Below are 25,062 nucleotides of genomic sequence, written 5' to 3' on the forward strand. Positions count from 1 at the left end.
ATCACGGTCGTGCCGCTTCATCCCCACGCGCCTCTGGCAGGCTATCTCGAGGCCATGCGACTGGCCCAAGCCGAGGCCGGCGCGCGCCTGAACGATCCCATGCTGCTGTCCTGGTATGATCGTGACCGCGATTTCGAGGCGCCGCAACACGTGAGCGAATGCCATCAGGACAGCGCCGTGCCGGGTTACGTGGACTATGGCATCCACCACGGCGCCACCCTCATGGTGGACGTGGAGAACGGGCGGTTTGTGTTTTTCTACCGGTCGGTGGATATTTAGCGGAGTGCCCGGCTTGAAACGGTGGGCGACAGTTTTATAAGCTTGCGACGGGTATTCTTACGACAGACCAGCAACAAGGAGAATCAGCATGGCCTACACCTATCACGAGTTGAAGGAAAAGACGGTGGCCGATCTGCGCGAGATCGCCAAGGGCATCGAGCACGAGGCGGTCGAGGGCGCGACCCAGATGAACAAGGACCATCTGCTCAAGGCCATGTGCACCGCGCTCGGAATCGACATGCACGAGCACCATCATGTCGAGGGCATCGACAAGGCGGCGATCAAGGTGAAGATCCGGGATCTCAGGAAAAAGCGCGACGAGATTCTGGCCTCAGAGGATCGCAGCCAGTTGCACGGCGTGCTGCGCCAGATTCACGCCTTCAAGCGCACCATCCGCCGCGCGACGGTTTAACCGCCAAGGAAGCTCTGATCAAGTCCTGCCTTCGCCCTGAGCTTGTCGAAGGGTGAACGGCGAATACTGTAATTACAGTGCCACTATCCGTTCGTGGTTCGACAAGCTCACCACGAACGGACTTAATCAGAACTTCCCTATATTATTTCCGCGTGATCCGGAAGCACTGGTGTATTTTCGGATCGCGCTCGAAGTCCTGCGGGATGGTTTTGCGGGTGATGTCTTCGACCGTGAGCGGTGACAACGCCTCCCGGTCGATTTTAAAACGGCGGAGATTGGTCGAGAACACCAGAATCCCGTCCGGATCGAGCAGCGCGGCGGCATCCACAATGAGCGCCACGTGATCGCGCTGCACGTCGAACGTGTCCTCCATGCGCTTCGAGCGTGAAAACGTCGGCGGGTCGAGGAAGATCAAACCGTAGCGCCGTGCGTGGTTTTGCTTGAGCCACACCAGCACATCCGCCTGGACAAGCTCGTGGTTTTTTCCCTTCATCCCGTTCAGTTCGAAATTTCGCTGCGCCCAATCGAGATAGGTGTAGGACATGTCCACGGTCGTGGTGGACGCCGCCCCGCCGAGTCCCGCGTGCACCGTGGCGGTGCCGGTGTAGCCGAAAAGATTGAGAAAGCGTTTCCCCTTGGCCAGTTCGCCCAGCATCGCGCGCGTGGCGCGGTGGTCGAGAAACAGTCCGGTGTCGAGGTAGTCGGTGAAGTTCACGAGAAACCGGCACGGACCTTCGCGCACCTCGTGAAATGCGCCGGTCTCGTCGAGCTTTTCGTATTGCCCACCGCCTTTCTGGCGACGCCGGACCTTGAAGAACATCTGCTCGCGCGGGATCTCGAGCACCAGCGGAATCACCCCGAGCGCGTGTTGCAGGCGCTGGCGCGCCTTGTCAGGGTCTATGGTGTCCGGCGCTTCATATTCCTGCACGTGTACATAACGCTTATCGGATTCATAGACATCAACCGCGAGGTTGTACTCGTGCAGGTCGGCGTCGTACAGGCGGTAACAGGAAATTTCCTGGCGCCGCGCCCAGCGGCCGAAGTGCTGCAGGTCCTTGCGCAGGCGGTTGGCGAACATCTCGGCGCTGGAACCGGGGCGGATTTCGAAAGGCTTGGCGACGCGCTCGCCGACGATGTTTTCCGGCGTGATGTCGAAGTGCAGCAGCTTGCATTCGATCGCGCCGTTGTAGAGTGTGTGCATTTTTATCGCACGCAGGCCCATGACCTTGCCCAATTCGGGATTGCCGGTGAACACCGCGGCGTGCCAGCCGGGGAAGCATGTTTTCAGTTGCGCGCCCAGTTCGGCATAGAGCGCCGGCATGTCGCCCGCATCGCCAAGCCGCTCGCCATAGGGCGGATTCGCGACCACGAGGCCGGTTGGCGCTTCTTCCGGCGCGCAGGCGGAAAGCTCGCGCCGTTCGGCAGTGACGAGATTGCCCAGTCCCGCGCGTTTAAGATTGTCGCGCGCGGAACGAATCGCCAGCGGGTCATGGTCGTAGCCGTGAATCGGCGGCAATTTCTCCAGCCCGGCTTCGCGCCGGTTGTGCGCTTCCTCGATCAATTCCGACCATATGGCAACATCGTGCTGTTTCCAGTTGAGAAAGCCGAAGTATTGGCGCGCCAGTCCCGGCGCGGCGTCGGCAGCGATCAGCGCCCCTTCGATCAACAGCGTTCCCGACCCGCACATGAGATCGACCAGCGCGCCGCCCTCCTTGGCGATGCCGGGCCAGTGAGCCCGCATCAGGATGGCCGCGGCGAGGTTTTCCTTGAGCGGCGCCTCCACGGTCTGCGTGCGGTAGCCGCGCCGGTGCAGCGATTCGCCCGAGAGGTCGAGGCTGATCGTCGCTTCGTCGCGGAGCAAGTAGACATTGACCCGTACATCGGGCTGCGCCGTATCCACCGACGGACGCGCGCCGAATTCGTCGCGCAACTGATCCACGATGGCGTCCTTCACCTTGAGCGCGCCGTAATGCGAATGGGTGATGGCTGATTGCGACGCGGTGAAATCCACCGCTAGCGTGCCCTCGGGCGCCAGATGCTCTTTCCAGGCGATGGTCTGAACGCCTTCATAGAGAGCCTCCGGCGAAGGGGCGGGAAAACTTTTGAGTGGCAACAGGATGCGGTTGGCGAGCCGCGACCACAGGCAGGCGCGGTAGGCGGTCGCGAGCGCGCCTTCAAACGCCACTCCGGCGCGGGTTTCGCGCACGCCTTCGGCGGCGAGCGCGCGCAACTCGTCGGCGAGCAGGGGTTCGATGCCCTTGGGACAGGTAGCGAAGAATTTGAGGGGTAAAGTCATGGAATGGGGCTGCATGTTACGTGCCCCGGTGTTGGCGGTAAATGATAATGCTTGTGCCCCTTGTGGACGGGGTATGATAATCCGTCAATCAACAGCTGATCTGGGTATCCGTTCATGGCGCGCATCGGCCTCGATCCGGAAGGCAAGGTTGTCAGCGAATGTTTCGCGCTGATCTACGCGCCGCGACGTGTCCGCGACCGTTTTCCGGAGAATTGCGTGACGGTAGTGGATTCCGAAGCCGCCGCGCTTTCAGGCGCCGATCCGGCAAAAAACCTTTACCCCGCCCGCGTCATCGGGCCATCGCGATCTTCGGAAGGCTTCCGGCTCTATTACCTGGTGTGCTGGCTGGGTGCGGAGGTCTGATCTCCGCGGCGCTGCGGCAAGCTGCCAGTCCAAAATAGAAGGGCCTCCAGATGGAAGCCCTTCTATTTTCAAGTAACGCGGTGTTTATGCTTCGAGCGCGTCTTTCATCACATCCAGCGCCTTCATCTCGATCTGGCGGATGCGCTCGGCCGAGATGCCGTATTCATCGGCCAGTTCGTGCAGCGTCGGCTTTTTCTCATCGAGCCAGCGGCGCTGGATGATATCGCGCGAGCGCGCATCGAGCGAGGTCAGCGCGGAACGCAGCTGCGTCTGGCGCGAATCTTCATGATCGGACTGCGTTGCCAGTACTTCCGGGTTGTAGCGCATGTCCTGCAGGTAGCCGGCGGGGGCGGCGTGAAAACTGTCGTCATCGGCATCGTTGTCGGCGTCGAATGCGACGTCGGCGTGACTCATGCGGCCTTCCATTTCCTTTACTGTCTCCGGCGCCACGTCCAGACTCTCGGCCAAGGTATCGACCTCGCCACGCGTCATCCAGCCCAGACGCTCACGCGACTTGCGCAGATTGAAAAACAGTTTGCGCTGTGCCTTGGTGGTCGCCACCTTGACGATGCGCCAGTTGCGCAGGATGTAGTCGAACATCTCGGCGCGAATCCAGTGGATCGCGAATGACATCAGCCGCACCTTGCGCGCCGGGTCGTAATGCTTGACCGCCTTCATCAGGCCGATGTTGCCTTCCTGGATCAGGTCCGCCTGCGGCAGGCCGTAGCCCGAGAAGCCACGCGCGACGCGCGCCACGTAACGCAGGTTCGACATCACCAGTTGGCGGGCGGCGTCGAGGTCGTTGTGCTTGCGATAGCGCCGCGCCAGCTTGCGTTCCTGTTCCACGCTCAAAACCGGCAGCGCATTGACCGCCCGGAGATAGGTCGACAGCCCCTTTTCGGGGTAGAGGTTGATGGGCAATGTCAGTGACTGGGCCATGGGTCGAAACCTCCAGTAATTCAGAATACCGATTATTGGAAAAACATTTTAGCACTCGGTCCCTGAGAGTGCCAAATTACTAAAAAGTTCTTTTTCCCCCAGAAAAGTAGGGAAAAACACCATGGTTCAATGGATTTAATGCGGCTCTATCGCCCGCAAATGACGGCCGACGGCCAGGCGTGAACCCAGCCAGCCGAGCAGCCCCCCGGATCCAATCAGGGTCAGGGTAGCCAGAATGCCCAGGTTCTCGGCCTCAAATCGACTCCCATAGAGCCCGGCCAGGTTGTTGATAGGGGCGGCGAGGAGCAGCAGGCCCAGACCCACCAGCAGCCAGGCCAGCAGCGCCCCGAGCAGGCCCTGCAGGGTGCCGGTGTAGAGGAAGGGGCGGCGGATGAAGGCGTTGGTCCCGCCGATCAGTTTGGTGATCTCGATCTCGTCGCGGCGATTGAGGACCGCCAGCCGGATCGTATTGCCGATGATGAGCAGCACGGCAAGCGCCAGTCCCGCGGCCAGGATCAGCACGCCCTGCCGGGCGAGCTCGAGCATCGCATGCAGGCGGCGTACCCAGTCGAGATCGATCTGCGCGATGTCCACCTCGTTGAAGCGGCGCAGATCCTTGAGCAGCGCCTGCAGCTTGTCGGGATGCGCGTGCGTGGCGGCCGGATGCACGACCAGCACCGCCGGCAGCGGATTGCGATCGAGTGCATTCAGCGCTTCACCGAAGCCGGACAGGCGTTTGAATTCGGTGAGCGCCGCCTCGCGCGAGACATAATCCACCCAGGAGACGGCGGGCAGGCGGCGGATTTTGTCGGCGAGTTTTTCGATGGCCGAGGCCGGAACGTCCTGTTTCAGGAACAGCGAAATCTGACCGTTGTCTTCCCAGCCGCTGGCGAGCCGCTGCACGTTTTCGATGGCGACATAAAGGCCGGCTGGCAGCGCCAGGGTGATGCCGATGACGGCCACGCTCAGAAACGTGGCGACCGGCGTGCGTGCGAGTTGCCCGAGACTGTAGAAAAACACCTGCGCATGACGCAACAAATAGTTTTTGATCATGCCGTGGCCCCCGAATCGCCGACCAGCTCGGCCTGCTTCAGTTCAACGACGCGCTGGCGCGCGCGGTTGATGAGATGCCAGTCGTGGGTGGCGATCAGCACGGTAACCCCGTGGTGATGAAAGTCGAGAAACAGGTCGAGGATTTCGTCGGACAGCGCGCTGTCGAGATTTCCCGTGGGCTCGTCCGCGAGCAGCAGCGGCGGCTTGTTGACCACGGCACGGGCGATGCCGACACGCTGTTGCTCGCCGCCGGAGAGCGTGACCGGAAGCATCTTTTCCTTGCTGAGCAACCCGACCATTTCCAGCGCCGCGCGTACGCGTCGGGGGACCTCTTGCGGGTCCGCGCCGGTGACGATCAGGGGCAGCGCCACGTTGTCGAACACCGTGCGGTCGAACAGCAGCTTGTGGTCCTGAAAGACCACGCCGATCTCGCGCCGGAAATAGGGGATGCGCCGTCGCGGCAGGCGCAGCAGATTTTTGCCGTTGACGACGGCCTCACCGCGCGTCGGCCGCTCGATAGCGGTGATGAGCTTGAGCAGCGTGCTCTTGCCCGCGCCCGAAGGACCGGTGATGAAAACCATTTCACCCGGCTGGATCTGCAGGTTGATATTGCGCAGCGCGTCGAAGCCGCCGGGATAACGCTTGAAGACGTGGGTAAACTGGATCATGGCCGACCGGTTCAAGGCGCGGGCAGCAGCGCATCGACGTACTCTCCGGCATCGAACTCGCGCAGGTCGTCCATGCCTTCGCCCACGCCGATGTAGCGGATGGGCAGTCCGGTTTTGCGCGCGATGGCGATCAGAATGCCGCCCCGGGCGGTGCCGTCGAGCTTGGTGAGCGCGAGGCCCGTCACCCCCACGGCCGCGCCGAAATGGGTGAGCTGCGAGAGCGCGTTCTGTCCCGTGCCGGCGTCGAGCACCAGCAGCACCTCGTGCGGCGCGGCGGAGTCGGTCTTGCCGATCACGCGTTTGATTTTTTTCAGTTCATCCATCAAGTCCGCCTGCGTGTGCTGCCGTCCGGCGGTGTCCACGATCAGAATATCGCTGGCGCGCGCGGTCGCGGCGATCACGGCGTCATGCACCACGGCCGCCGCGTCGGCCCCGGTATGCTGGGCGATCACCGGAATATCGAGACGTCCGGCCCAGGTTTTAAGCTGCTCGATCGCGGCGGCACGGAAAGTATCGGCCGCGGCCAGCATGACCGCGTGCCCGGCGTTTTTGAGGCGGTTGGCGAGTTTGGCGATGGTGGTGGTTTTGCCGACGCCATTGACGCCCACTACCATGATGACAAAAGGCTTGACCGGGGTGATGTCGAGCTTCCGGCTGCAGGGTTCCACGATGGAGAGGATGCTAATCCGCAGCGCGTGGTAGACGGCGCGCGTGTCCGTCAGCTGCTGGCGCGAGACCTGTTCCGTGATGCCTTGCAACAGATACTGGGTGGTCTCCACGCCGACATCGGCGGAAAGCAGCAGCGTTTCGAGCTCTTCAAACAGGCTGTCATCGAGCGCGCGGTTCCCGAGCAGCAGATCGCTCAGGCCGCGGGTGAAGCTGCGCTGAGTGGCGGCCAGTTTTTCGCGCAGGCGGCCGAAGAGGCCGGCGGGCCGGGTGTTTTCGGTCTGCGGCGGATGATGGAATTCTTTCAAAAGGTTGATCCCGGGGAATTTTTTTCGGCGTCGAAGCTCTAAGCTGTGGCACAATAGTATATAAAGAATCATCACTACGGAAACCCCATGTTCGATAATAAATTCTCGTGGCTCCTGCTTCTGAGCCTGTGGCTCCCGGCCTGCAGCCAGACGCAGGAAACCACGCTGGCCAACGGCCTGCGCGTCATCGTCCAGCAGGATCACCGCTCGCCGGTGGTGGTATCGCAAATCTGGTACCGGGTGGGCAGCCAGGACGAGCCCGAGGGCATCACCGGCATCTCGCACGCGCTCGAGCACATGATGTTCAAGGGCACGGCCAAGCACGGACCCAATGAGTTCTCGCGCATCATCGCCGAAAACGGCGGACGCGAGAACGCTTTCACCAGTTACGACTACACTGCCTATTTCCAGCAGCTGGAAAAATCGCGCCTGCCGATTTCCTTTGAACTCGAAGCCGACCGCTTGCAAAATCTGACGCTGGCCGACGAAGAGTTTCGCAAGGAGATCAAGGTGGTGATGGAAGAGCGCCGGTGGCGCACCGATGATCAGCCCGAGGCGATCGTTCAGGAAAAATTCATGACCACCGCCTATCAGGCTCATCCCTACCGGCACCCGGTGATTGGCTCGATGACCGATCTGGAGTCCATGACGGCCAAGGAGCTGCGTGATTGGTACGGACACTGGTATGCCCCGGCCGACGCGATACTCGTGGTGGTCGGCGACGTGGAACCGAAAGAGGTCATCGCGCAGGCGCAGAAATATTTCGGACAGATTCCGGCGCGTTCCTTCGAGCGAGCCAAGGAAGTCGTGGAGCCCGAGCAGAAGGGTGAACGGCGCATACGCGTCGCGGTTCCGGCAGAAGTGCCTTACCTCCTCATGGGCTATCATGCGCCGGTGCATGCCTCCGCGGGCCGTGGAGGCGATGTCGCCGAATGGGAACCCTATGCGCTGAGTGTGCTGATCGGCATCCTGGATGGCGGGCAGGCGGCGCGTTTCGAGCGTGAGCTGGTGCGCGAGAAAAAACTCGCCGCCAGCATTGGCACCGACTACTCGGCGGTTGGGCGTTCTCCCGGCCTGCTGACGATCGACGCCACGCCGGCCAACGGCCATACCGTCGCGGAACTCGAGCAGGCCATCCGGGCGCAGATCGAACAAATCAAGAAGGAGCCAGTCACCGCCGAGGAATTGAAACGCGTCAAGGCGCAGGTGGTGGCGAGCAATGTTTTCAGCCGCGACTCGGTGTTCTATCAGGCGATGCAGATCGGGCGCCTGGCGGCGGTCGGACTCGACTGGCACATGATCGACGACTACCCGGATAAGCTCATGGCCGTGACCGCGGAACAGGTGCAGACGGTGGCACGCAAGTATCTCGTGGACGCGAACCTGACGGTGGCGGTGCTCGATCCGCAGCCGATGGGCAAGGGGCAGCGGCGCATGCTGCGGCCTCAGGGAGGTAGCGATGTTCGGTAGAAATAGGGTTTTCTTCCAACTCCCCCTCTCCCGCGAAGGCGGGAGAGGGCAAGGGGTGAGGGTGCCAAACTTTGGTACAACGACATTTCTCAGAGCATGGATACTGGCACTGTGTTTTATTGCCTTTGTCCCTCAAGTCGAGGCCGGCCCGAAAATCCAGCAGTGGACGCTGGACAATGGCGTGCGCGTCTATTTCGTTGAAACCCACGAGTTGCCGATGCTGCAAATCCGGGCCGTGTTCGACGCCGGTGCGAGCCGCGATCCGGCCAATCGGGCCGGCCTCGCGCGCCTGACGAGCGCCATGCTCGATGAAGGCGCGGGCGACCTGACCGCCGACGACATCGCCAGCCGGTTTGAAGGCCTGGGCGCGGAGTTCGGTGCCGGCGTTGACCGCGACATGGCGACCGTGGACCTGCGCAGCCTCTCGGATTCCGCGCTGCTCGATCCGGCGCTCGATTTGTTTTCCAAAATTTTGTCCGCACCGTCTTTTCCGGCGGCCAGTCTCGAACGGAACCGCGCGCAGGCACTGGTGGCCTTGCAAAAAGACATGCAGTCGCCGGGTGCGATCGCCGATAAGGCGTTTTACCGCGAGCTTTACGGCGATCACCCCTACGCCCATGACCCGCAGGGAGATGAATCCAGCCTCAAGGCGATCACACGCGATGACCTGCAGACGCAGTATCGAAGTTATTTTGTCGGCGCCAATGCGTGGCTCGTGATTGTCGGCGATGCGAGCCTGCGCCAGGCGCGCAAAATCGCCGAACGTGTCATCGGCCACCTGCCCACCGGCCAAGCGGCGGTTCCAATCCCCCTGGTGAGCGCGCTCGATGCCCCGCGGCAGAAGCAAGTGGCGTTTCCCGCCACCCAGACGCATATCATCCTGGGCCAGCCGGGGATGCGGCGCGGTGATCCGGATTATTTCCCACTGTACGTCGGCAACTATATTCTCGGAGGCGGTGGACTGGTGTCGCGCCTGTCGATGGAGGTGAGGGAGAAGCGGGGCCTGTCCTACAGTGTTTACAGTTATTTTCTGCCGCTGCGCATGGCCGGGCCGTTGGTCATTGGCCTGCAGACCAAGAATGCGCAGCGCGATCAGGCGCTCAAACTCGTGCGCCAAGTCATATCGGATTTCGTCGCCAAGGGGCCGACGGAGGAGGAACTCAACGCCGCGAAGAAACACATCACCGGCGGTTTCCCGCTGCGTCTCGACAGCAACGGCAAGATTGCCGAGAACTTGGCGGTCATCGCCTTTTATGGACTGCCGCTGACCTATCTCGATGATTTCATTCCGCGCATAGAGGCGGTGACGGCTGAACAGATCCGCAATGCCTTCCGCCAGCGCGTCCACCCCGACCAAATGGTGACGGTCATCGTCGGTGGCGGCCGCTGACCGCAGGCCCGCGCGCCGCCGCGCGGCCACGAAGACGGGATCGTCTTATCCGGGCAAGCTTCGCATTATCGGCGGGCGCTGGCGCGGCCGACGCCTGAGCGTTCCCGAGGCGGAGGGATTGCGACCCACCCCCGACCGCGTGCGCGAGACGCTTTTCAACTGGTTGCAGCCCTATATCGCCGGCGCGACCTGTCTCGATCTTTTCGCCGGTACCGGCGCCTTGTGCCTGGAAGCGTTGTCGCGCGGCGCCGGGCAGGTGGTCATGGTGGAAAAGGACGCGCACGTGATCGAATGCCTGCGTCAACATGTGGCAACCCTGCAGGCACGCAACGCCGATGTGGTGCAGGCGGATGCCGTCGATTTTCTGCGTCACACGCCGCAACCGTTTGACATTGTTTTTTTAGACCCGCCCTTCAAGAGCGATCTCATCGCGCGTTGCGCAGAACTGGTGGAAACGAACGGCTGGATCAAGCGCGGCGGGCTCGTCTATGTCGAGGCGCCCAGTCAGGTCGACGTGTTACCCCTGCCCGCAACCTGGGAATTGATCCGCAGCAAGAAAGCCGGACAGGTGGGATATCATCTGGCTCAAAAAACCGGATGAGAACGAGGCCATCTTGATTTTCGTCAAGGGGAAAGCTATGTGCAGTGATATGCTTTGTGAAGTTCCGGGGGCTTGAATGAAAGTCATCGCACTGTATCCCGGCACGTTTGACCCGATCACCAACGGCCACACGGATCTGGTGCGCCGCGCGGCGCGCTTGTTCGACGAGGTGATCGTCGCCGTGGCGGCCAATCCGCAGAAGCAGCCTTTGTTCAATCTGTCGGAACGCGTGGAACTGGCGCGCACGGTGCTGGCGAATATCAAAGGCGTGAAGGTCACCGGCTTCGACAATCTGCTGGTCGATTGCGTGCGTCAGCACGGCGGCAATGTGATCCTGCGTGGGTTGCGGGCGGCCTCGGACTTTGAGTACGAGTTTCAGCTTGCCGGTATGAATCGGCGACTCGCGCCGGAAGTGGAAACGGTGTTCATGACGCCTTCGGAGCAGGAGATGTTCATCTCCGCTTCGCTGGTGAAAGAGATTGCGCTGCTCGGTGGTAATGTCTCGGATTTCGTGGACGCGCGCGTGGCGGCTGCGATGACCGCCAAAATACGTTAAGATGTAACTGCTTTGACCGGATTCTTTTAAGGGTATTTTTATGTCTTTGCTGATTACCGACGAATGCATCAACTGCGATGTCTGTGAGCCCGAGTGCCCGAACGGGGCGATTACCATGGGCGAGGAGATCTACCAGATCAACCCTGACCTCTGCACCGAATGCGTCGGCCACTTCGAAACCTCCCAGTGCGTGGACGTCTGTCCGGTGGATTGTATTATCCTCGATACGAACCATCAGGAGTCCAAAGAGGAATTGCTGCAGAAATATCAGGCGCTGATTCAGCAAACGGCCTGATTCCGATTTTCTGTATTGCCAAGGCGGCTTCGGCCGCCTTTTTGTTTTGTATGTGAGTAGAATCGCCTGTGGAGATACTGTCGGGAACGATTTTGAAAGGTTGTCATCTCCGCGAAAGCGGAGATCCAGGAAGTAAATGAACAAAAGCCGCCTTTGGCGGCTTTTGTCTTTAAAGGCTAATTGCGGGTGGCTCCGCCCCTGCACCCTGGGTCGCTTTTCTTTGTTTGCTCAAAGAAAAGCGACGAAAAGAAAGGGCACCCCCTGGTCGGCGCCCGCTATCGCGGGTTCCCTCGCGGCAAGCTTGCCTCTGGGGGTGCGCATACGGCGCATCCCTGTGCCGGATGCGCACGCTCGCGATCCCTCGCTCGCCCCTTCGGGCCTGCACGTCGGCTTCACTTGTCGCTCGGCTTGACCAAGGGGTTTTCAAAACCCCGTATGGCGCGCCCGAGCACCGCCAGGCTTTGGGCTAGCGCCCCGAAGGGGTCGCGCACAGGGAGGTGCGCGACTGGCCCACGAGACAGGAAGTCTCGTTGGGCCAGCGCCGGGACCCAAAGCCGCGGAGCGCAGGACAGTGCGCCATCCGGAGCGTGCTTTCTTTTGGTTCCTTTTCTTTGCACGAGCAAAGAAAAGGAACCTGCCGTGGGTCAGCCACCCACAAGTAGCCGTTTATCATCGCCGAAGGCGATTCGACAGAAGAGGGTGCAGGGCGGAGCGCACACAACATTAGTGGCCGTGGGTCAGCCATCCACAAGTACACAGGCCGCAGGCCGCTCGACAGAAAACGGGTGCAGGGGCGGAGCGCACATATCCGTAGGCGGCTCGACACGAACTTTTAGTTTAATATTTGCCTGCCATGCTTCCTCTACTGCGTTTTCTGATATTTCTGATCGCGGTCTTGCCGCTCACGAGTTGGGCGGCGGAACCGCGCCCAGCGGCCGCCGGCATAGCCAGCGCGCATCCATTGGCCACACAGGCAGGCCACGAAGTCCTCGCGCGTGGCGGCAATGCCTTTGATGCGGCGGTCGCCGTGGCGGCCGCGCTGGCTGTCGTCGAGCCCTACAATTCCGGTCTGGGAGGCGGCGGTTTTTTTCTGCTGCATCGGGCGCGTGACGGCTTCGAGGTCATGATCGACGCGCGCGAACGCGCGCCGCTGGCCGCGACCCGGGACATGTATCTCAACCGTGAGGGCCGGCCCGTTCCCGGCCTGTCCATCGACGGTGCGCTGGCGGCGGGCATTCCCGGCACTCCCGCCGGATTGACACATCTCGCCGAAAAATACGGCAATCTCCCGCTGAAGCAAAGTCTCGCACCGGCCATCCGGCTTGCGCGCGACGGATTTCCCGTGACTTTGCAATACGGCAAGATGACCTTGCGCCAACACGACCGCCTGGAAAATTTTCCGGAAACGGTGCGAGTATTTTTCCACAACGGCTTCATCTATGGCGCAGGGAAAAGGCTGCGTCAACCGGAACTCGCGCGCACTCTCGAGCATCTTGTCGCCAAAGGCCGCGAGGGATTTTACGGCGGCGATATCGCCAGACGCCTGGTGGACGGCGTACGCGCCGCCGGCGGTATCTGGAGCATGAAGGACTTGGCCGATTACCGCGTGATCGAGCGCGAGCCGGTGCGCGGGGTCTATCGTAACGTTCGCATTACTTCGGCGCCGCTGCCATCTTCGGGAGGCATTGTTCTGGTGGAGATGTTGAATATCTTGCAGGGGTTCGACTTGGATTCGTTGGACAAGGCTCAGCGCGATCAAACCATCATCGAGGCGATGCGCTTCGCCTACCGCGACCGGGCGCGCTATCTCGGTGACCCGGATTTCGTGAGCGTGGACGTTCCGCGCCTGATCGATCCGGCCTACGCCGCGAAACTTCGGGAGGAAATGCGTGGCCGAGAGAAGCCTCCCGTCGTGGCACCCGCCAAGGCCGCGGGCGAGGGCGCCAACACCACGCACTTCTCCGTGATCGATCGCGAGGGCAACCGCGTGGCGGCCACCTTGAGTCTCAACACTCCCTTCGGTTCCGGTTTCATGCCGCCCGGCACCGGTGTCGTGCTCAACAACGAAATGGATGATTTCGCGGTCAAACCGGATGTGCCCAACACCTATGGCCTCGTGGGGTCCGATGCCAATGCCATCGCGCCCGGCAAGCGGCCGCTGTCCAGCATGACCCCTACGTTTCTGGAGAATGACGACGCGGTGATGGTGCTGGGCACGCCCGGCGGCAGCCGCATCATCAGCATGGTGTTGCTGGCAACCCTTGAATTCGCCCACGCGCACGGTGGCCCCATGGAATGGGTCAGCCTACCGCGCTTTCATCACCAGTATCTGCCCGATATCGTGGCGCACGAGCCGCGCGCCTTCGACAAGGCGGAAACGCAGGCATTGGAACAGCGCGGGTACCGGCTCGAAGCCGTGCGCGACGGTTATGGCAACATGCAACTGGTAACGTGGTACAAGAAAACCGGGCGAGTGGAAGCGGCGTCGGATCCGCGCGGCGAGGGACGTGGTCTGGTGAAGTAAGCCGGCGGCTAGCCGTCGAACTGGAAACCTTTTTCCCGGAACAATCGCAGGCAGACATCCACCGCCTGCGGGTCATAGAGTGTTTCGCGGTTTTGGCTGATCTCTTCCAGCGCCTTGTCCACCCCGAGCCCGGGGCGGTAAGGGCGGTGCGAGGCCATCGCCTCGACAACATCGGCCACGGCCAGAATCCTTGCTTCGAGGGATATCTCGCCTCCCTTCAACCCCTGCGGATAACCGGAACCGTTCAAGCGTTCATGATGTTCCAGAATCATCTTCGCCACCGGCCAGGGAAACTCGATTCCCTTGATGATGTCGTAACCCACCTGTGGATGGCACTTGATAATCTCGAACTCGGGAGTACTTAACTTGCCGGGGCGGCTGAGGATCTCGGCGGGTATGTAAATCTTGCCTATGTCATGGATCAGGCAGCCCATGTAAATGCCTTCGGCCACCTCCTGGGGCAGCTTCATTTCCTGGGCGATTGCGTGCGCCAGCTTGGCGACCTGGCGCTGGTGACCCGCGGTGTAAGGATCGCGTTTTTCCAGCGCCGAGCCGATGGCCTCGATGGTTTCCAGCAGTGCCTTCTCCATCCTGACGGTATTGAGCCGGTTTTGCTCCATGGCGTGTTCGCGTTCGACGCGGGTGCGCAAGGCTCCGATACCGTAGACCAGATCGTCAGCCAGCTCCATCAGGAGTTTGACTTCTTCATCGTCGAAGGCGTGACTCTCGGCCGCATAGATGGCGAGCACTCCCATCACGGTATCGCCGTTACGCAACGGCAGGGCAATGCATGAGACATATCCGCGGCGGATCGCCTCCTCGCGCGGCAGCGGCATGGCGGAGCTTGTCTCGATGTTGCGGATTCCCTGGGGCGATCCGGTACGGATCGCCTCGCCGATGGGATTGTGCCCGGATTCGTTGTCACCCCAGCTGAAGCGAAAGGCGTCGAGGAAGCCCGCTTCCTCGCCGGCAAATTTCATGGGACGCACGGATTTGCCGACGTCGTGTTCGGCGTATCCCACCCAGGCGAACCGGTAACCGCCGGTGCGCACAATGACTTCGCAGATGGCGGCGAGCAGTTCCTGTTCATTCATGGCGTGCACCAGCGATTCGTTGCAGCCGCTCAGTGTCCTCAGGGCGCGATTGAGCTTGTGCAGCGATACATCGCTCGCGCGCATTTTTTCTTCGGCTTGCTTGCGCGCGGTGATATCGCGGGAGTTGATGACAATACCGCTCGACGGGGAATCGTCGCGGAAATATTTTCCGACGCTTTCAAGGTAATGCCAGACGCCGTCCTTGTCCTTGAAGCGGTGCTCGACATGCTGTACCAGGCCGGGATTTTCCAGGACAAGCGTCAGCGCGTGCCGTACCCGTGATAGGTCGCCGGGATGAATCAGCGCGAAAATATCCTGACCGACCAGTTCGTTGTCACCGTATCCGAGCACGTGCCCGATGGACGGGCTGGTGTAGCGTGCAACCCCGTCCCGGTCCAGAAGCACCGTGATGTCAGAGGAATTTTCGATCAGCGCGCGGAATCGCGCTTCACTATCACGCAACGCATTCTCGGCCGCCATGCGCTCGGTGATGTCCTGCATGATGTGCAGGGAGGCAAGATACCCGCCGGCGCGATCGCGCAGGGTGAAGAAACGACACCGGTAGATTTGTCCCGTCTCGAGCGCTAAGTCTTCTTCCGCCATTTCCTGTTTTTCGGAGAGCGTGAGCATACAGCCGGCAAGCGGCCCATCGTGGTGGGGAAAGACCTGCCAATAGAGTCGTCCGATCACGTCCTTGATGTCCATGCCCGCCAGTTCCGCGTAGGCGCGGTTGGCGCGCACGATACGTCCCTCGCGATCGTGCATGAAAATGGGATCGACGATGGCGTCGAAGACCGCCACCCAGCTTTGATGGATATGCTCGATCCGTCCTTCCTTGGTTTCCAGATCGCGCAAGAGAGTGGCGAGGGTACTGCGACTTTCCTCGAGCTCGTGGATTTTCGCCCGCAAGTCGGCGATGCGGCTTTCGTAATCGAGCGCGCGATTCGACAGCGGCGCTTCGTGGTCGGGCTTTCGGGGGGTAACGGCGCGAACGCGCCGCTCGTGCACGGCGGCGGACGATTTGCGCTGCACCTTATTTTCGGAATCCCTCGGCTTTGCCATCTCTACCCTTGGTCCGACGCTATGCGTTACCGGCATACCGCCAGATTTTTTGGAAAACGGAGTGCTACGGTAGGCTTGGATTTACCCGCCACAGCAGGGAATACGCGTGCGTTCCCTGCCTGAACTGGAAACACCCCTCATCATCCAATCCACGTTTTTAAAGCATAGCAGTGGCTTGCCCGGTGGCCAGGAACCGGGAAACCCCGTCAAATGGGGATGGGAGGGGAAATCAGGCCGATTTGCCCGCGGGAGCGGGTTGTTCCTGCTCGAAACTGAGGACTTTCAGAACCGCCTCGACACGGCTTTCCAGATTACGTTCCTGTTCGCGGATGCCGTCGCGGATCTGTTCCAGTTCCTGCACGCGCTCTTCCAGCGTATCGCTCGCCTGGTGGATACGCTTGATGGATTCCAGGCGTCGGCGCAGCTGTACCTGATGTTCGCGTACCTGGGATTCCATCGGCGACATGATGGTCTTGAGCCAGTTGTCCGCATCGCGGTTGGCCATCTTGTAGATGGCGCGGATCTTGGCCACGGAGGACTCGAAGAATTTGCGCGTGAGCGCCCGCTGCTCCGTGAAGACGAGCGACACGCCCTTCATGTACTGGTCGTGCTTGTCCTGGAGCCGCTTGACCTCGCGCAGATACCGCGTGACCGAAAAACCGCTTGGCTTGATGTCCGAGAGCCCGTGCTCTTCCTGGAATTTCTTGTACACGCCCTCCATCATGGCCTTGATTTCCTGGGCCTGCCTGGCGGCCTCTTCCATGGTGGCGTGTGCGTGCTTGAAGAAGTTATCCATGCAGGTCTTCAGCCCCGCCGTGGTCATGCTGGTTTCCATGTCCTTCTTGGTGTGGGCGATCTGGTTGTCCAGGTTTTTCAGGTTCAGGTGCGTGTACAACACGTTGGTCTGCTGCGAGAAGATGCTGCGCGTGGCCTGGAAACGCTGCAGGCTTTTCTCGAAGACTTCCTTGTCCGCCTTGACCTTCTTCATCATATGCTCGATGACGTCCATGTTCTTGCCGGACAGGCCGCCCAGTTCGTCCATGTGTTCATAGGCGTTTTTCAGGCGTTGCGTGATGATCAGGCGCATGGCCATGATGACGTCTTCCATGTCGCCGCTGATGTTGTCGCGCACGATTTCGCGCTTGGCCGGGACGATCTCGTTGCCCAGTGCCTCTTCCAGTGCCAGGATGCGGGAGCGCTCGAGGATCTTGCTGTCCTTCCTTACTTTTCCGAGCAACGCCTTCTGCGCCGAAACCGGAAAAATATTATGCTCGGGGATGGCCAGATGCTTCGCCGTGTCGCGGATCTGGCGGTCGATTTCACGATTGACTTCCTCGGCGTTGCGCAGTTCGTCCCACAAGCCATCGATCTTGTTGAGCACCACGAGCCGGCCCTTGTTCGGGCTGTCCTTGCGCACGCCGATATGATCGTGCCAGACGTCGATGTCCGATTTCGTCACGCCGGCGTCCGCCGCGAGGATGAACAGCACCGCGTGCGCGGAGGGCAGCATGTTGAGCGTCAATTCCGGCTCGGCGCCGAGGGCGTTGAGACCCGGGGTGTCGAGGATCACCAGTCCCTGCTCCAGCAACGGATGCGGAATGTTGATGATCGCGTGGCGCCACATCGGGATTTCCACCAGGCCGTCCTCGGCGATGCGCATGCCGTTCTGGGATTCCTCCTCGGCGATATGGAATCCCATGGTTTGGGCTTCCTCGCGCGCGACGTGCTTGACCTCGGTGATGTGCTGCAGCATCTGGATCATGGCGTCCGGCGACTGCGTATCCAGCGGCAGGGTCTGCCATTCCTCGGGGAAGCCGCGGAACTCGGTAATGGTGGTGCCGCTCTTGCGGGTTTCGATCGGCAGCAGGCGCAGCGACGGCTTGCTTCCCGGTTCGTACTGGACTTCGGTCGGGCACATGGTGGTGCGTCCGGCGCTCGACGGCAGGATGCGTTGCCCGAAGTTGGCGAAGAAGATGGCGTTGATCAGTTCGGATTTGCCGCGCGAGAACTCGGCGACGAAGGCGACGTACAGTTTGTCGTCGCGCAGCGTCGAGAGCACGTGTTCGAGACGCTGGTCGACTTGGGTGTCGCTCAATTCCTGCTGTTGCAGCCAGGATTTGAGTTCGGTGACACCCGAGGCGAGCGTGGTACGCCATTCGCTGTACGCCTTGAAATACTGCTCGAGGTTCTGATTCTTGACGGCGGGTTGCATCTTAAGAAATATAGTTTCCCTTTGGGAAAACTCCTCCCTGTGAGCCAGTTTTTTTGTATCAGATCCGTTGCTTGAGTTTGGGGTACTGGAGCAAAACCATCGCTCGATCAACGGGTTCGATAAGTTACATCCGTCGATACCTTAAGTCTAGCTTACTGCTGGCATTTCGGGCAGTAAAACGCCGTCCGTTGCCCGAGGCGCCTGGCCCGGATGGGGCTGCGGCAAGTCCGGCAGTGCTCACTTTCACGCCCATAGACATTGAGAGAAAGCTGGAAATAGCCGGGTCGGCCGTCGCTGGCGCGGAAGTCGCGCAGGGTGGTGCCACCGGCCCGGAGGGCGTTATTCAGCGTTTCGCGAATCGACTTGATCAGCCGTTGGCACTGGACCCCAGAGATTTTCCCGGCGTGGCGCGTGGGGCGGATGCCCGCCGCGAACAACGCTTCATTCGCATAAATATTGCCGATGCCGGCCACGAGGCGGCTGTCGAGCAGGGAATCGCGAATGTTGCGTCGGCGACCGTGTAATTTCTGATACAGGTATTCGCCGCTGAAATCCGGCCCCAGCGGCTCCGGCCCAAGATGCTTGAGAAGTTTATGACGCAGGGGATCGTCGCGGGTCCACAGCAGTGCGCCGAAGCGGCGCGGATCGCGCAGGCGCAGGCAGTCGCCGCTGTCGAGCACAATGTCCACGTGATCGTATTTGTCCGCCGGATGCGCGCAGGCGACCACGCGCAGGCTCCCGGACATGCCGAGATGCAGAATCACCGTGCCCGCGGCGGTGGCGAGTAGCAGGTATTTTCCGCGTCGCGTGACGGATTCGATGGTTTGTCCGGCCAATTCCTTTTCTAGTTTCGCCGGCACGCGCCAGCGCAGTCGTGGATTGCGCACGATGAGGCGCGTGACGGTTCGGCCGAGCACATGCGGCTCGATGCCGCGGCGGGTGGTTTCGACTTCGGGAAGTTCGGGCATGAATGAGATGAAAATATTTGTCGAATCGCCTTCGGCGATGATGAAAAGCTACTTGTGGGTGGCTGACCCACGGCAGCTGACTTTCTCTTGCTTGTCCAAGAGAAAGTCAGCAAAGAGAAGGACGCCCCGGAGCCGCCGAAGACTTCCTGCGCTTCTCGTCAAAATCGGCGCTCGCCTCAACTCGCCGGGCGCAAAAAAGTAGCCCTGCTCGCTGTGCTCGCTCGTCTTGCCATAATACTTGCGCCACGGGCTCAAACACGAGGCTCGCTTCTCCCGATTTTGGCTGCGATGCTCGGCGGCGGCTACGGGGACCCAACCGACGGGTTTACTGGACGTTTAGATTGAGCAAACGCTTTCCAGTCTCTTCGGTGAAATGGTATTCCAGGTTCTCGTCCTGCCGGAGGAGGATGAAATCCGGTTTGTAAGCGAGGATACCCAACGGCAGTTTTTCGTTCTTGCCGTTTCGTATGGATGTGATGTCGATTCTGCCGATCGATTTTTTGCCGGAGTATTTGTCCACGCTCAGTGCGCGCGCGTTTTGCCACTCCGACGCGAAATCATTGATCCGGTCCGAGGTCAGTTTCTTGTCCACCGGCTGCCGTCGCCAGACGCCGTCTTTCAGGTTGAGCATAAAGCCGGGCAGCTTGAGCGAGGTGAGCTTGCGGTCCTCTTCGAACAGGCGACTGTCGATAAAATTGGTATAACGATAAGTCGCGGCGGAGAGATGATAGCTGGGGATCAGCGCCACCTCGTTATTGTGTAGAACGTAAATCTGGTTTTTGAGCGGATGCAGCGCGCCAAAGGCGATTTCCTCGTTCTCCAGCCACACCCGTGCCGACGGTTTCTCGAGGCCGTACTGAGGGAACTCCGCGGCAACGGCTGGAAAGCGTGTCTCAGCCGGTGCCGACAGCACGTGCAGCAGGGTTTCGACGTTTAAATGATTGGCGCGCGCCGGCAATGGCGCGGTGAGTTTCCATTCGTTGCCGGTTTTCTCGATCGCGATGTCTGGCAGCTCGGGTCGTTCAATGCGCACATGCGAGACGGCCGCGGCCGACAGGCCGGTCAGTGGCGGGCCTGGAACGTCTTGTTGCAGACCGGAGCGCTGCACCACGATCCAGGCAAGTGCGGCGATCAGCCCCAGCAAACCGGCGTTGAGCAGCCAGCGGCGTTTAAGACCCGAGGCAGCCTGTATGCTGTTTCCGGACGATTCGGGCTTGTCGGTTTTTTCAGCTTCCGGCATCCATGTCTCCGTTCAGCGTTTGCGCCGGCGCAACCAGATGAACACCCCGCTGCCGATCATGAGCAGCGGCAGAACCACGAGGAATCCCGTGGCGATGGCGATCTGGACGCTGCGCGACAGATTGAGCGTGCGGTCGCGCGCGGTCTTGACCGGGATGTTGACGTAAGCGTCATCCTGCGACAGCCAGTTGACGAGGCTCATGCCGAGATCGAGGTTGCCGGCGTTGGCAATGTAACTGTTCGCCACAAAGTCCCCGTCACCGAAAACGATGACGCGCTGCTCGCGTTTGTCCAGCGGGTGCGACAACGCCACCGCGAGATTGAGCGGGCCGCGAATATCCTTGCCCTTGTCGAACTGGATCGGCCCGTTGAGCGGGCCGGTTTCCGACCAGCTGGAGGCGCGCGTGTCCATCAGCACCGATCCCTGCCAGCCCTCGGGCGCCCTCAGGCTGATGCCGCCGGCCTGGGGGAATACCGTGTTGTCGCCGAAATTGCGTACTACCGGATGTGCGCCGTATTTGGCGATCACGATCGCCGCGGCATTGCCGGTGATAGCCTCCGAGGCCGGGTCAACGATCACGCCCGGCAGGAATTCGATGCCGAGAGATTCCGCGAGCGGCTCCAGTCCATACAAGGGACCCGGATCGTGCAGCCACAACAGGTTGCCGCCGCGGTCGAGATGATTCTGGATTTCTTTCACCTCGCCGGCCAGAAGGCGCGTGCGCGGGCCGGCAATCACCAGCACCGTGGTGTTGCCTGGAATCTGCGGATGATCGCCGAGCGAAAGCGTCCGGGTCTTGAAGCCGCGCTTGTGCAGTTGTGACGCCCAGGTCGAGAGATCGAAGTTTGCCGGCTTGTCGGGACTGCGTTCGCCGTGACCGCTCAGGAACAACACCCAGCGTTCGCCGCGATGCCCCAGCCGCGTGAGCGCGTTGGTGAAATTCTCCTCGTTGAATTGCGCGGGCGGGATGTTCTCCTTAGCGTCGGTGTACTCGAGCACCAACTCGCCGTCGGACTGCACGCCGGCGGTGCGCACCCGCTCCGGGGCGGTATCCGGGTTGACGAACTCGATTTTAATATCCGGTTTGTATTTCTGGTAGCGCGTCACCATGTCCTGGATCACGCGCCGGGTTTCGCCGCGCGAGCTGGCGAAGGCGGTAATCTTGAGCGGCTCTTTGAGCCGCTCGATGACCGCGACGCTGGCCGGCGAAAGCGAGTGGCGGCGCGCCTGAGTCCAGTCGAACTGCAGGTGGTATTCGCGCGCCAGCCACTGCAGCAGCCCGACGGCGACCAGAAACAGCACCACGAAGCTCACGTTCATGAGCCGTAGCTGCCATTTGGCCCGCGGGCTATGAAGCATGCATCAGCCTCCGAGCCGGTCGGCATCCAGGCGATGGATGCTGAGCACGAGGAAGGTGGTGATGAGCAGCACGTGATAGACCGCGTCCGCGCTGTCGAAAATCCCGTCGAGAAACGGCTTGTAATGATTGAAAAGCGAGAGATACGCGAGCCAGTTACCGCCGGCGAATCCCTGGCCCGACCAGTCGAGAATCCAGAACAGCAGCAGGGCGCCGAAGGTGCTGATGGCCGCCACCGTTGTGTACTGCGTCAGCGTGGACATGAAAAGCCCGACGGCGGCGAAGCCCGCGAGCAGTAGCGCCAGCCCCAGGAAGCTGGCAGCGAGCAGGCCGAAATCCAGCCTGGCCCCGGCGAGCAGGGACAGCGGCATGAGCGCGATCAGCACCAGCAGCACGAGCAGGAACAGCAGGATGCCGAGGTATTTCCCGAGCACGATTTCGGTCATCGACAGTGGCGCACTGAAAAGCAGCGAGAGCGTGCGATTGCGCCGCTCCTCGGCGACCAGCCGCATGGTCAGCAGCGGCACCACCAGCAGCAGGATGATCGCGGCGTTGCCGAGCAGATCAGGCAGGATGATTTCGGTCACGCCGGGCGCGCCATCCATCGCCATGAGTTGTGCCTGATACATCTGGATGATTTCGATCCGGCCCAGAAACAGGTACGCCAGGATCAACTGCACCACGGCGAGGATGGACCATGCGAGCGGCGAGAGAAACAGCGACTTCAGTTCGCGCAAGCCAATGGTGAATATCATACCCGGCCCTCCAGCGTGTCCGTGACCGCCGGTTCTTCCGTCGTGACGGTATCGCCCGCGGCCGAGGTCAATTCCAGAAACACCTGCTCGAGCGAAAGGCGCCCGGGGCGGATTTCATGCAGCCCCCAGTTTTTTTCCACCGCGAGGCGCAGGATATCGTCCGTCGGGTTGTGCCCGGTTTCATGGAAGACGTGCATGCGTCCGTCCTTGTCCGCCTGCACCGTTTTTACGCCCTTCAGTTGTTGCAATATTTCAATCGCCGGCGGATGACGGAAGGCTACGGTGATCGAGGCGGATTTCATGTGATGCTCCAGGCCCTCGATGCTTTCGTTCAGTACCAGTTCACCTTTGTTGATGATCTGCACATGGTCGCAGGTGGTCTGCACCTCGGGCAGAATATGCGTGGACAAGATCACGCCGTGTTCCTTGCCCAGTTCGCGGATGAGCGCGCGGATTTCGCGGATCTGGATCGGGTCGAGCCCGACCGTGGGTTCGTCCAGAATCACCACCGGCGGTAAATGGATGATCGCCTGGGCGATGCCGACACGTTGCTGAAAGCCCTTGGACAGGTTGCCGATGAGACGCCGGCCGGTGTCCTGCAGGCCGCAGCGTTCCTTGGCGGTCTCGCGCGCGCGGTGGCGTTGCGCGCGCGGGATACGGTTCAGCGCCGCGCAGTAATCGAGGTACTCGTCCACCGTGAGTTCGCGGTAGAGCGGGGGTTGCTCCGGCAGGTAACCGATCTGGCTCTTGGCGGCGCGCGGGTCGTCGAGCAGATCGTGGCCGGCGATGGTCACGCTCCCGCCCGAGGGCGCGAGGTTGCCGCTGATGATCTGCATGGTGGTGGTTTTGCCCGCACCGTTGGGGCCGAGGAAGCCAAGCACTTCGCCCTTGCGAATCGTAAAACTGACGTCCTTGACCGCCTGCAGCGTGCCGTAGAAGCGCGTGAGGTTTTTGACTTCAACCAGAACCGGGCCGTTCATTTCACGCTGAAATTCCGACACAGGGCTTGTTCAAGCATGGCCCGCCATTTAAGGGAGCGGGGGGATGAATGTCAAATGCAGCGCGGTTGACAGGCCACGCCGTTCCCCGGGTGACGCCGGCGGTAAAGCGGCGTAAAATTCTGCGTCTATCCCGGCACCAAAAGCGCCCATCAGCCGTGGCGTAATACGCTGTAGACAAGGGATTTTTCAGCGTTGGCCATCCTGGCATGGATTATGCCTCTTATCAGACAAGAGACAAGCAGATAACCATGAACAAAGTCCTGACATTATTGAGCGCACTGATCGCCGGTTTCGCCGCCCTCATCTGGACCGGCGCCGGTGAGACGTCCGACCCGGTGCTCGCCGACCGCGAGATCCCGGCGGATATCGCCAGCCGTTGCGCGGTTTCCGCAACCGGGGAATTGGAGGTCTGCCACCAGCCGGAGTTCACCCGTCGCTGGGTGGCCAGGACCGCAAGAGGCGACCTGTTCATGGTGACGAATGAATTATGCCAGAGCAGCAGTTGCCGCGCCTGGCTGGTGGAAAAGGCCGGCGGATCCGCCGTCACCCTGCTCGCCTTCGACAGAAGCTTCCAGCTGCAGGAAGGTGCGGGTGGCTATCCGCTGATCGAAACCTATTCCGAAATTTCTTCCACGCAAGGTGCCTACAGCCGCTTCGAATGGAACGGCGCATCCTATGCGCGCACCGCCAATCGCCTGGTGTATCAGGTGGACGGCAGGGAGTGCGGCACGCGCGAGGAATGCAATACCGCGGCGCACGAGGCGCTGAAGCAGCATCAGGTCGACCGCGCGGTGAAAATCCTCGAGAACGTCAACGGCGTCTCCTGGATTTAGTCGGTCATATCCAGCCAGTCTGATTTCCGTCGTACTATTATCTTAACTAGATGCCGGCGCCACCCGCCGGTATAGTCTTTTTAAATTCGTGGTTTTCCTCGCTGGTATTTTGCGGAACAATAGGCGTCCGATCATCGCGAAGCGTCGAACCCGCACAAAGATATCCCCATGACCCACAAGATACACGTCCAATCCAGCGGGCATGAATTTACCGCCAACGAGAAAGAAACCGTCCTGGCTGCGGCTCTGCGCCAGGGTGTGACACTGGCCTACAGTTGTCGCAACGGCGATTGCGGCACGTGCAAGGGAAAGCTTGTCTCCGGCAAGGTCGATTACGGAACATACAATGAGAAGGCGATGAGCGCGGAGGAAAGGCGCTCAGGCGCCGCGCTTTTCTGCCAGGCCGTGCCGCTGTCGGATCTGGTGATCGAGGCCAAGGAAATCAGCGCCGCGGAAGGCATCCCGATCCGCATCATGCCGTGCCGCGTGATGAAGCTGGACAGGCTCGCGCACGACGTGATGCAGCTGTCGCTCAAGCTGGCGGAAGGCCAGCGTTTGCAATTTCTCGCCGGTCAATATATCGACATCCTGCTGAGCGGCAACCAACGGCGCAGCTTTTCTCTCGCCACCGCGCCGCACGCGGATGAATTGCTCCAGTTGCATATCCGCCATGTTCCGGGCGGATTGTTCAGCGAGCAGGTCTTCAGCACGATGAAGGAA

At 61.0% G+C, this 25,062-nt stretch carries 23 protein-coding genes; 11 read left to right on the plus strand and 12 right to left on the minus strand.

Annotation, left to right across the window (positions count from 1 at the left end; translation table 11 throughout):
* Together ACC569_RS07775 and ACC569_RS07780 are read left to right on the plus strand one after the other, a co-directional pair.
* Nucleotides 1-279 (plus strand): AF1514 family protein (locus ACC569_RS07775; RefSeq protein ID WP_372522942.1); only part of this gene is annotated, 279 nt, incomplete at its 5' end.
* 88 nt (nucleotides 280-367) lie between these two features.
* A complete protein-coding gene (locus ACC569_RS07780) occupies nucleotides 368-691 on the plus strand; it encodes a hypothetical protein (protein WP_372522943.1) in 324 nt (107 codons plus the stop codon).
* A gap of 142 nt (nucleotides 692-833) precedes the next feature.
* Here the strand turns inward: ACC569_RS07780 and rlmKL are convergent, their stop codons facing one another.
* Nucleotides 834-2,987 (minus strand): bifunctional 23S rRNA (guanine(2069)-N(7))-methyltransferase RlmK/23S rRNA (guanine(2445)-N(2))-methyltransferase RlmL, encoded by a 2,154-nt coding sequence (gene rlmKL, locus ACC569_RS07785; RefSeq protein WP_372522944.1) that lies wholly within the window; start codon nucleotides 2,985-2,987, stop codon nucleotides 834-836.
* A 114-nt stretch (nucleotides 2,988-3,101) separates the two neighbouring features.
* Between rlmKL and ACC569_RS07790 the strand changes: the two genes are divergently transcribed.
* Nucleotides 3,102-3,350 (plus strand): hypothetical protein, encoded by a 249-nt coding sequence (locus tag ACC569_RS07790; protein ID WP_372522945.1) that lies wholly within the window; start codon nucleotides 3,102-3,104, stop codon nucleotides 3,348-3,350.
* An 84-nt stretch (nucleotides 3,351-3,434) separates the two neighbouring features.
* On the opposite strand, the gene rpoH is transcribed toward ACC569_RS07790, so the two are convergent.
* The 4 genes from rpoH to ftsY all read right to left on the minus strand — a co-directional run bounded on the left by rpoH (nucleotide 3,435) and on the right by ftsY (nucleotide 7,056).
* The gene (gene rpoH, locus ACC569_RS07795; RefSeq protein WP_372522946.1) at nucleotides 3,435-4,289 is read right to left on the minus strand and encodes an RNA polymerase sigma factor RpoH; all 855 of its coding nucleotides are present in this window, start codon (nucleotides 4,287-4,289) and stop codon (nucleotides 3,435-3,437) included.
* 135 nt (nucleotides 4,290-4,424) lie between these two features.
* Entirely contained in the window at nucleotides 4,425-5,342 is a 918-nt protein-coding gene (ftsX, locus tag ACC569_RS07800) for a permease-like cell division protein FtsX (protein ID WP_372522947.1), read from the minus strand.
* Nucleotides 5,339-6,010 (minus strand): cell division ATP-binding protein FtsE, encoded by a 672-nt coding sequence (ftsE, locus tag ACC569_RS07805; protein ID WP_372522948.1) that lies wholly within the window; start codon nucleotides 6,008-6,010, stop codon nucleotides 5,339-5,341. Before ftsE ends, ftsX begins: the two co-directional genes overlap by 4 nt.
* An 11-nt stretch (nucleotides 6,011-6,021) precedes the next feature.
* Nucleotides 6,022-7,056, minus strand: coding sequence for a signal recognition particle-docking protein FtsY (gene ftsY / locus ACC569_RS07810; RefSeq protein ID WP_372522965.1), 1,035 nt, complete (start codon nucleotides 7,054-7,056; stop codon nucleotides 6,022-6,024).
* Between the two features lie 15 nt (nucleotides 7,057-7,071).
* Between ftsY and ACC569_RS07815 the strand changes: the two genes are divergently transcribed.
* The 6 genes from ACC569_RS07815 to ggt all read left to right on the plus strand — a co-directional run bounded on the left by ACC569_RS07815 (nucleotide 7,072) and on the right by ggt (nucleotide 13,820).
* A complete protein-coding gene (locus tag ACC569_RS07815; RefSeq protein WP_372522950.1) occupies nucleotides 7,072-8,454 on the plus strand; it encodes a M16 family metallopeptidase in 1,383 nt (460 codons plus the stop codon).
* 61 nt (nucleotides 8,455-8,515) lie between these two features.
* Nucleotides 8,516-9,844 carry a M16 family metallopeptidase gene (locus ACC569_RS07820; RefSeq protein WP_372522951.1) on the plus strand — a complete coding sequence of 443 codons (1,329 nt, stop codon included), beginning with the start codon at nucleotides 8,516-8,518 and terminating at the stop codon, nucleotides 9,842-9,844.
* Nucleotides 9,831-10,445: a 16S rRNA (guanine(966)-N(2))-methyltransferase RsmD gene (rsmD, locus tag ACC569_RS07825; protein ID WP_372522952.1), complete on the plus strand. Its 615-nt coding sequence runs from the start codon at nucleotides 9,831-9,833 to the stop codon at nucleotides 10,443-10,445. The genes ACC569_RS07820 and rsmD overlap by 14 nt, the downstream gene beginning before the upstream one ends.
* Before the next feature lie 76 nt (nucleotides 10,446-10,521).
* The gene (gene coaD / locus ACC569_RS07830) at nucleotides 10,522-11,001 is read left to right on the plus strand and encodes a pantetheine-phosphate adenylyltransferase (RefSeq protein WP_372522953.1); all 480 of its coding nucleotides are present in this window, start codon (nucleotides 10,522-10,524) and stop codon (nucleotides 10,999-11,001) included.
* 40 nt (nucleotides 11,002-11,041) lie between these two features.
* Nucleotides 11,042-11,296, plus strand: coding sequence for a YfhL family 4Fe-4S dicluster ferredoxin (locus tag ACC569_RS07835; RefSeq protein ID WP_372522954.1), 255 nt, complete (start codon nucleotides 11,042-11,044; stop codon nucleotides 11,294-11,296).
* A gap of 853 nt (nucleotides 11,297-12,149) precedes the next feature.
* On the plus strand, nucleotides 12,150-13,820 hold the full coding sequence (ggt, locus tag ACC569_RS07840; RefSeq protein ID WP_372522955.1) for a gamma-glutamyltransferase: 1,671 nt from the start codon (nucleotides 12,150-12,152) through the stop codon (nucleotides 13,818-13,820).
* An 8-nt stretch (nucleotides 13,821-13,828) separates the two neighbouring features.
* Here ggt and ACC569_RS07845 read toward each other — a convergent pair whose 3' ends face one another.
* The 7 genes from ACC569_RS07845 to ACC569_RS07875 all read right to left on the minus strand — a co-directional run bounded on the left by ACC569_RS07845 (nucleotide 13,829) and on the right by ACC569_RS07875 (nucleotide 23,488).
* Nucleotides 13,829-15,946 carry an HD domain-containing phosphohydrolase gene (locus ACC569_RS07845; RefSeq protein WP_372522956.1) on the minus strand — a complete coding sequence of 706 codons (2,118 nt, stop codon included), beginning with the start codon at nucleotides 15,944-15,946 and terminating at the stop codon, nucleotides 13,829-13,831.
* 259 nt (nucleotides 15,947-16,205) lie between these two features.
* Nucleotides 16,206-18,188, minus strand: coding sequence for a dynamin family protein (locus ACC569_RS07850; RefSeq protein ID WP_372522957.1), 1,983 nt, complete (start codon nucleotides 18,186-18,188; stop codon nucleotides 16,206-16,208).
* Between the two features lie 152 nt (nucleotides 18,189-18,340).
* Nucleotides 18,341-19,156: a bifunctional DNA-formamidopyrimidine glycosylase/DNA-(apurinic or apyrimidinic site) lyase gene (mutM, locus tag ACC569_RS07855; RefSeq protein WP_372522958.1), complete on the minus strand. Its 816-nt coding sequence runs from the start codon at nucleotides 19,154-19,156 to the stop codon at nucleotides 18,341-18,343.
* 325 nt (nucleotides 19,157-19,481) lie between these two features.
* A complete protein-coding gene (locus ACC569_RS07860; RefSeq protein ID WP_372522959.1) occupies nucleotides 19,482-20,396 on the minus strand; it encodes a DUF4340 domain-containing protein in 915 nt (304 codons plus the stop codon).
* A 12-nt stretch (nucleotides 20,397-20,408) separates the two neighbouring features.
* Complete coding sequence (locus tag ACC569_RS07865) at nucleotides 20,409-21,755, minus strand: GldG family protein (RefSeq protein ID WP_372522960.1); 1,347 nt, start codon at nucleotides 21,753-21,755, stop codon at nucleotides 20,409-20,411.
* A gap of 3 nt (nucleotides 21,756-21,758) precedes the next feature.
* Nucleotides 21,759-22,508: an ABC transporter permease subunit gene (locus ACC569_RS07870; RefSeq protein WP_372522961.1), complete on the minus strand. Its 750-nt coding sequence runs from the start codon at nucleotides 22,506-22,508 to the stop codon at nucleotides 21,759-21,761.
* The gene (locus ACC569_RS07875; protein ID WP_372522962.1) at nucleotides 22,505-23,488 is read right to left on the minus strand and encodes an ABC transporter ATP-binding protein; all 984 of its coding nucleotides are present in this window, start codon (nucleotides 23,486-23,488) and stop codon (nucleotides 22,505-22,507) included. Before ACC569_RS07875 ends, ACC569_RS07870 begins: the two co-directional genes overlap by 4 nt.
* A 269-nt stretch (nucleotides 23,489-23,757) precedes the next feature.
* Between ACC569_RS07875 and ACC569_RS07880 the strand changes: the two genes are divergently transcribed.
* Entirely contained in the window at nucleotides 23,758-24,342 is a 585-nt protein-coding gene (locus ACC569_RS07880) for a hypothetical protein (protein ID WP_372522963.1), read from the plus strand.
* A gap of 168 nt (nucleotides 24,343-24,510) precedes the next feature.
* Nucleotides 24,511-25,062, plus strand: a 552-nt coding sequence (locus ACC569_RS07885; protein ID WP_372522964.1) for a 2Fe-2S iron-sulfur cluster-binding protein, incomplete at its 3' end; no start/stop codon positions are given.

Origin of the sequence: Sulfuricaulis sp. (assembly GCF_041499725.1) — a bacterium.
In the GTDB taxonomy this organism is placed as follows: Bacteria; Pseudomonadota; Gammaproteobacteria; order Acidiferrobacterales; family Sulfurifustaceae; genus Sulfuricaulis.

Excerpts from the sequence above, each read along its gene's own strand:
- ACC569_RS07880 (WP_372522963.1), top strand. The coding sequence starts at position 23,758 with ATGAACAAAGTCCTGACATTATTGAGCGCACTGATCGCCGGTTTCGCC.
- ftsY (WP_372522965.1), bottom strand. The coding sequence starts at position 7,056 with ATGATTCTTTATATACTATTGTGCCACAGCTTAGAGCTTCGACGCCGA.
- rlmKL (WP_372522944.1), bottom strand. The coding sequence starts at position 2,987 with ATGACTTTACCCCTCAAATTCTTCGCTACCTGTCCCAAGGGCATCGAA.
- ACC569_RS07870 (WP_372522961.1), bottom strand. The coding sequence starts at position 22,508 with ATGATATTCACCATTGGCTTGCGCGAACTGAAGTCGCTGTTTCTCTCG.
- ftsE (WP_372522948.1), bottom strand. The coding sequence starts at position 6,010 with ATGATCCAGTTTACCCACGTCTTCAAGCGTTATCCCGGCGGCTTCGAC.
- ACC569_RS07835 (WP_372522954.1), top strand. The coding sequence starts at position 11,042 with ATGTCTTTGCTGATTACCGACGAATGCATCAACTGCGATGTCTGTGAG.
- ACC569_RS07865 (WP_372522960.1), bottom strand. The coding sequence starts at position 21,755 with ATGCTTCATAGCCCGCGGGCCAAATGGCAGCTACGGCTCATGAACGTG.
- ACC569_RS07875 (WP_372522962.1), bottom strand. The coding sequence starts at position 23,488 with ATGAACGGCCCGGTTCTGGTTGAAGTCAAAAACCTCACGCGCTTCTAC.
- ACC569_RS07790 (WP_372522945.1), top strand. The coding sequence starts at position 3,102 with ATGGCGCGCATCGGCCTCGATCCGGAAGGCAAGGTTGTCAGCGAATGT.
- coaD (WP_372522953.1), top strand. The coding sequence starts at position 10,522 with ATGAAAGTCATCGCACTGTATCCCGGCACGTTTGACCCGATCACCAAC.
- rpoH (WP_372522946.1), bottom strand. The coding sequence starts at position 4,289 with ATGGCCCAGTCACTGACATTGCCCATCAACCTCTACCCCGAAAAGGGG.
- ACC569_RS07860 (WP_372522959.1), bottom strand. The coding sequence starts at position 20,396 with ATGCCGGAAGCTGAAAAAACCGACAAGCCCGAATCGTCCGGAAACAGC.
- ACC569_RS07815 (WP_372522950.1), top strand. The coding sequence starts at position 7,072 with ATGTTCGATAATAAATTCTCGTGGCTCCTGCTTCTGAGCCTGTGGCTC.
- ACC569_RS07780 (WP_372522943.1), top strand. The coding sequence starts at position 368 with ATGGCCTACACCTATCACGAGTTGAAGGAAAAGACGGTGGCCGATCTG.
- mutM (WP_372522958.1), bottom strand. The coding sequence starts at position 19,156 with ATGCCCGAACTTCCCGAAGTCGAAACCACCCGCCGCGGCATCGAGCCG.
- ACC569_RS07850 (WP_372522957.1), bottom strand. The coding sequence starts at position 18,188 with ATGCAACCCGCCGTCAAGAATCAGAACCTCGAGCAGTATTTCAAGGCG.
- ggt (WP_372522955.1), top strand. The coding sequence starts at position 12,150 with ATGCTTCCTCTACTGCGTTTTCTGATATTTCTGATCGCGGTCTTGCCG.
- ftsX (WP_372522947.1), bottom strand. The coding sequence starts at position 5,342 with ATGATCAAAAACTATTTGTTGCGTCATGCGCAGGTGTTTTTCTACAGT.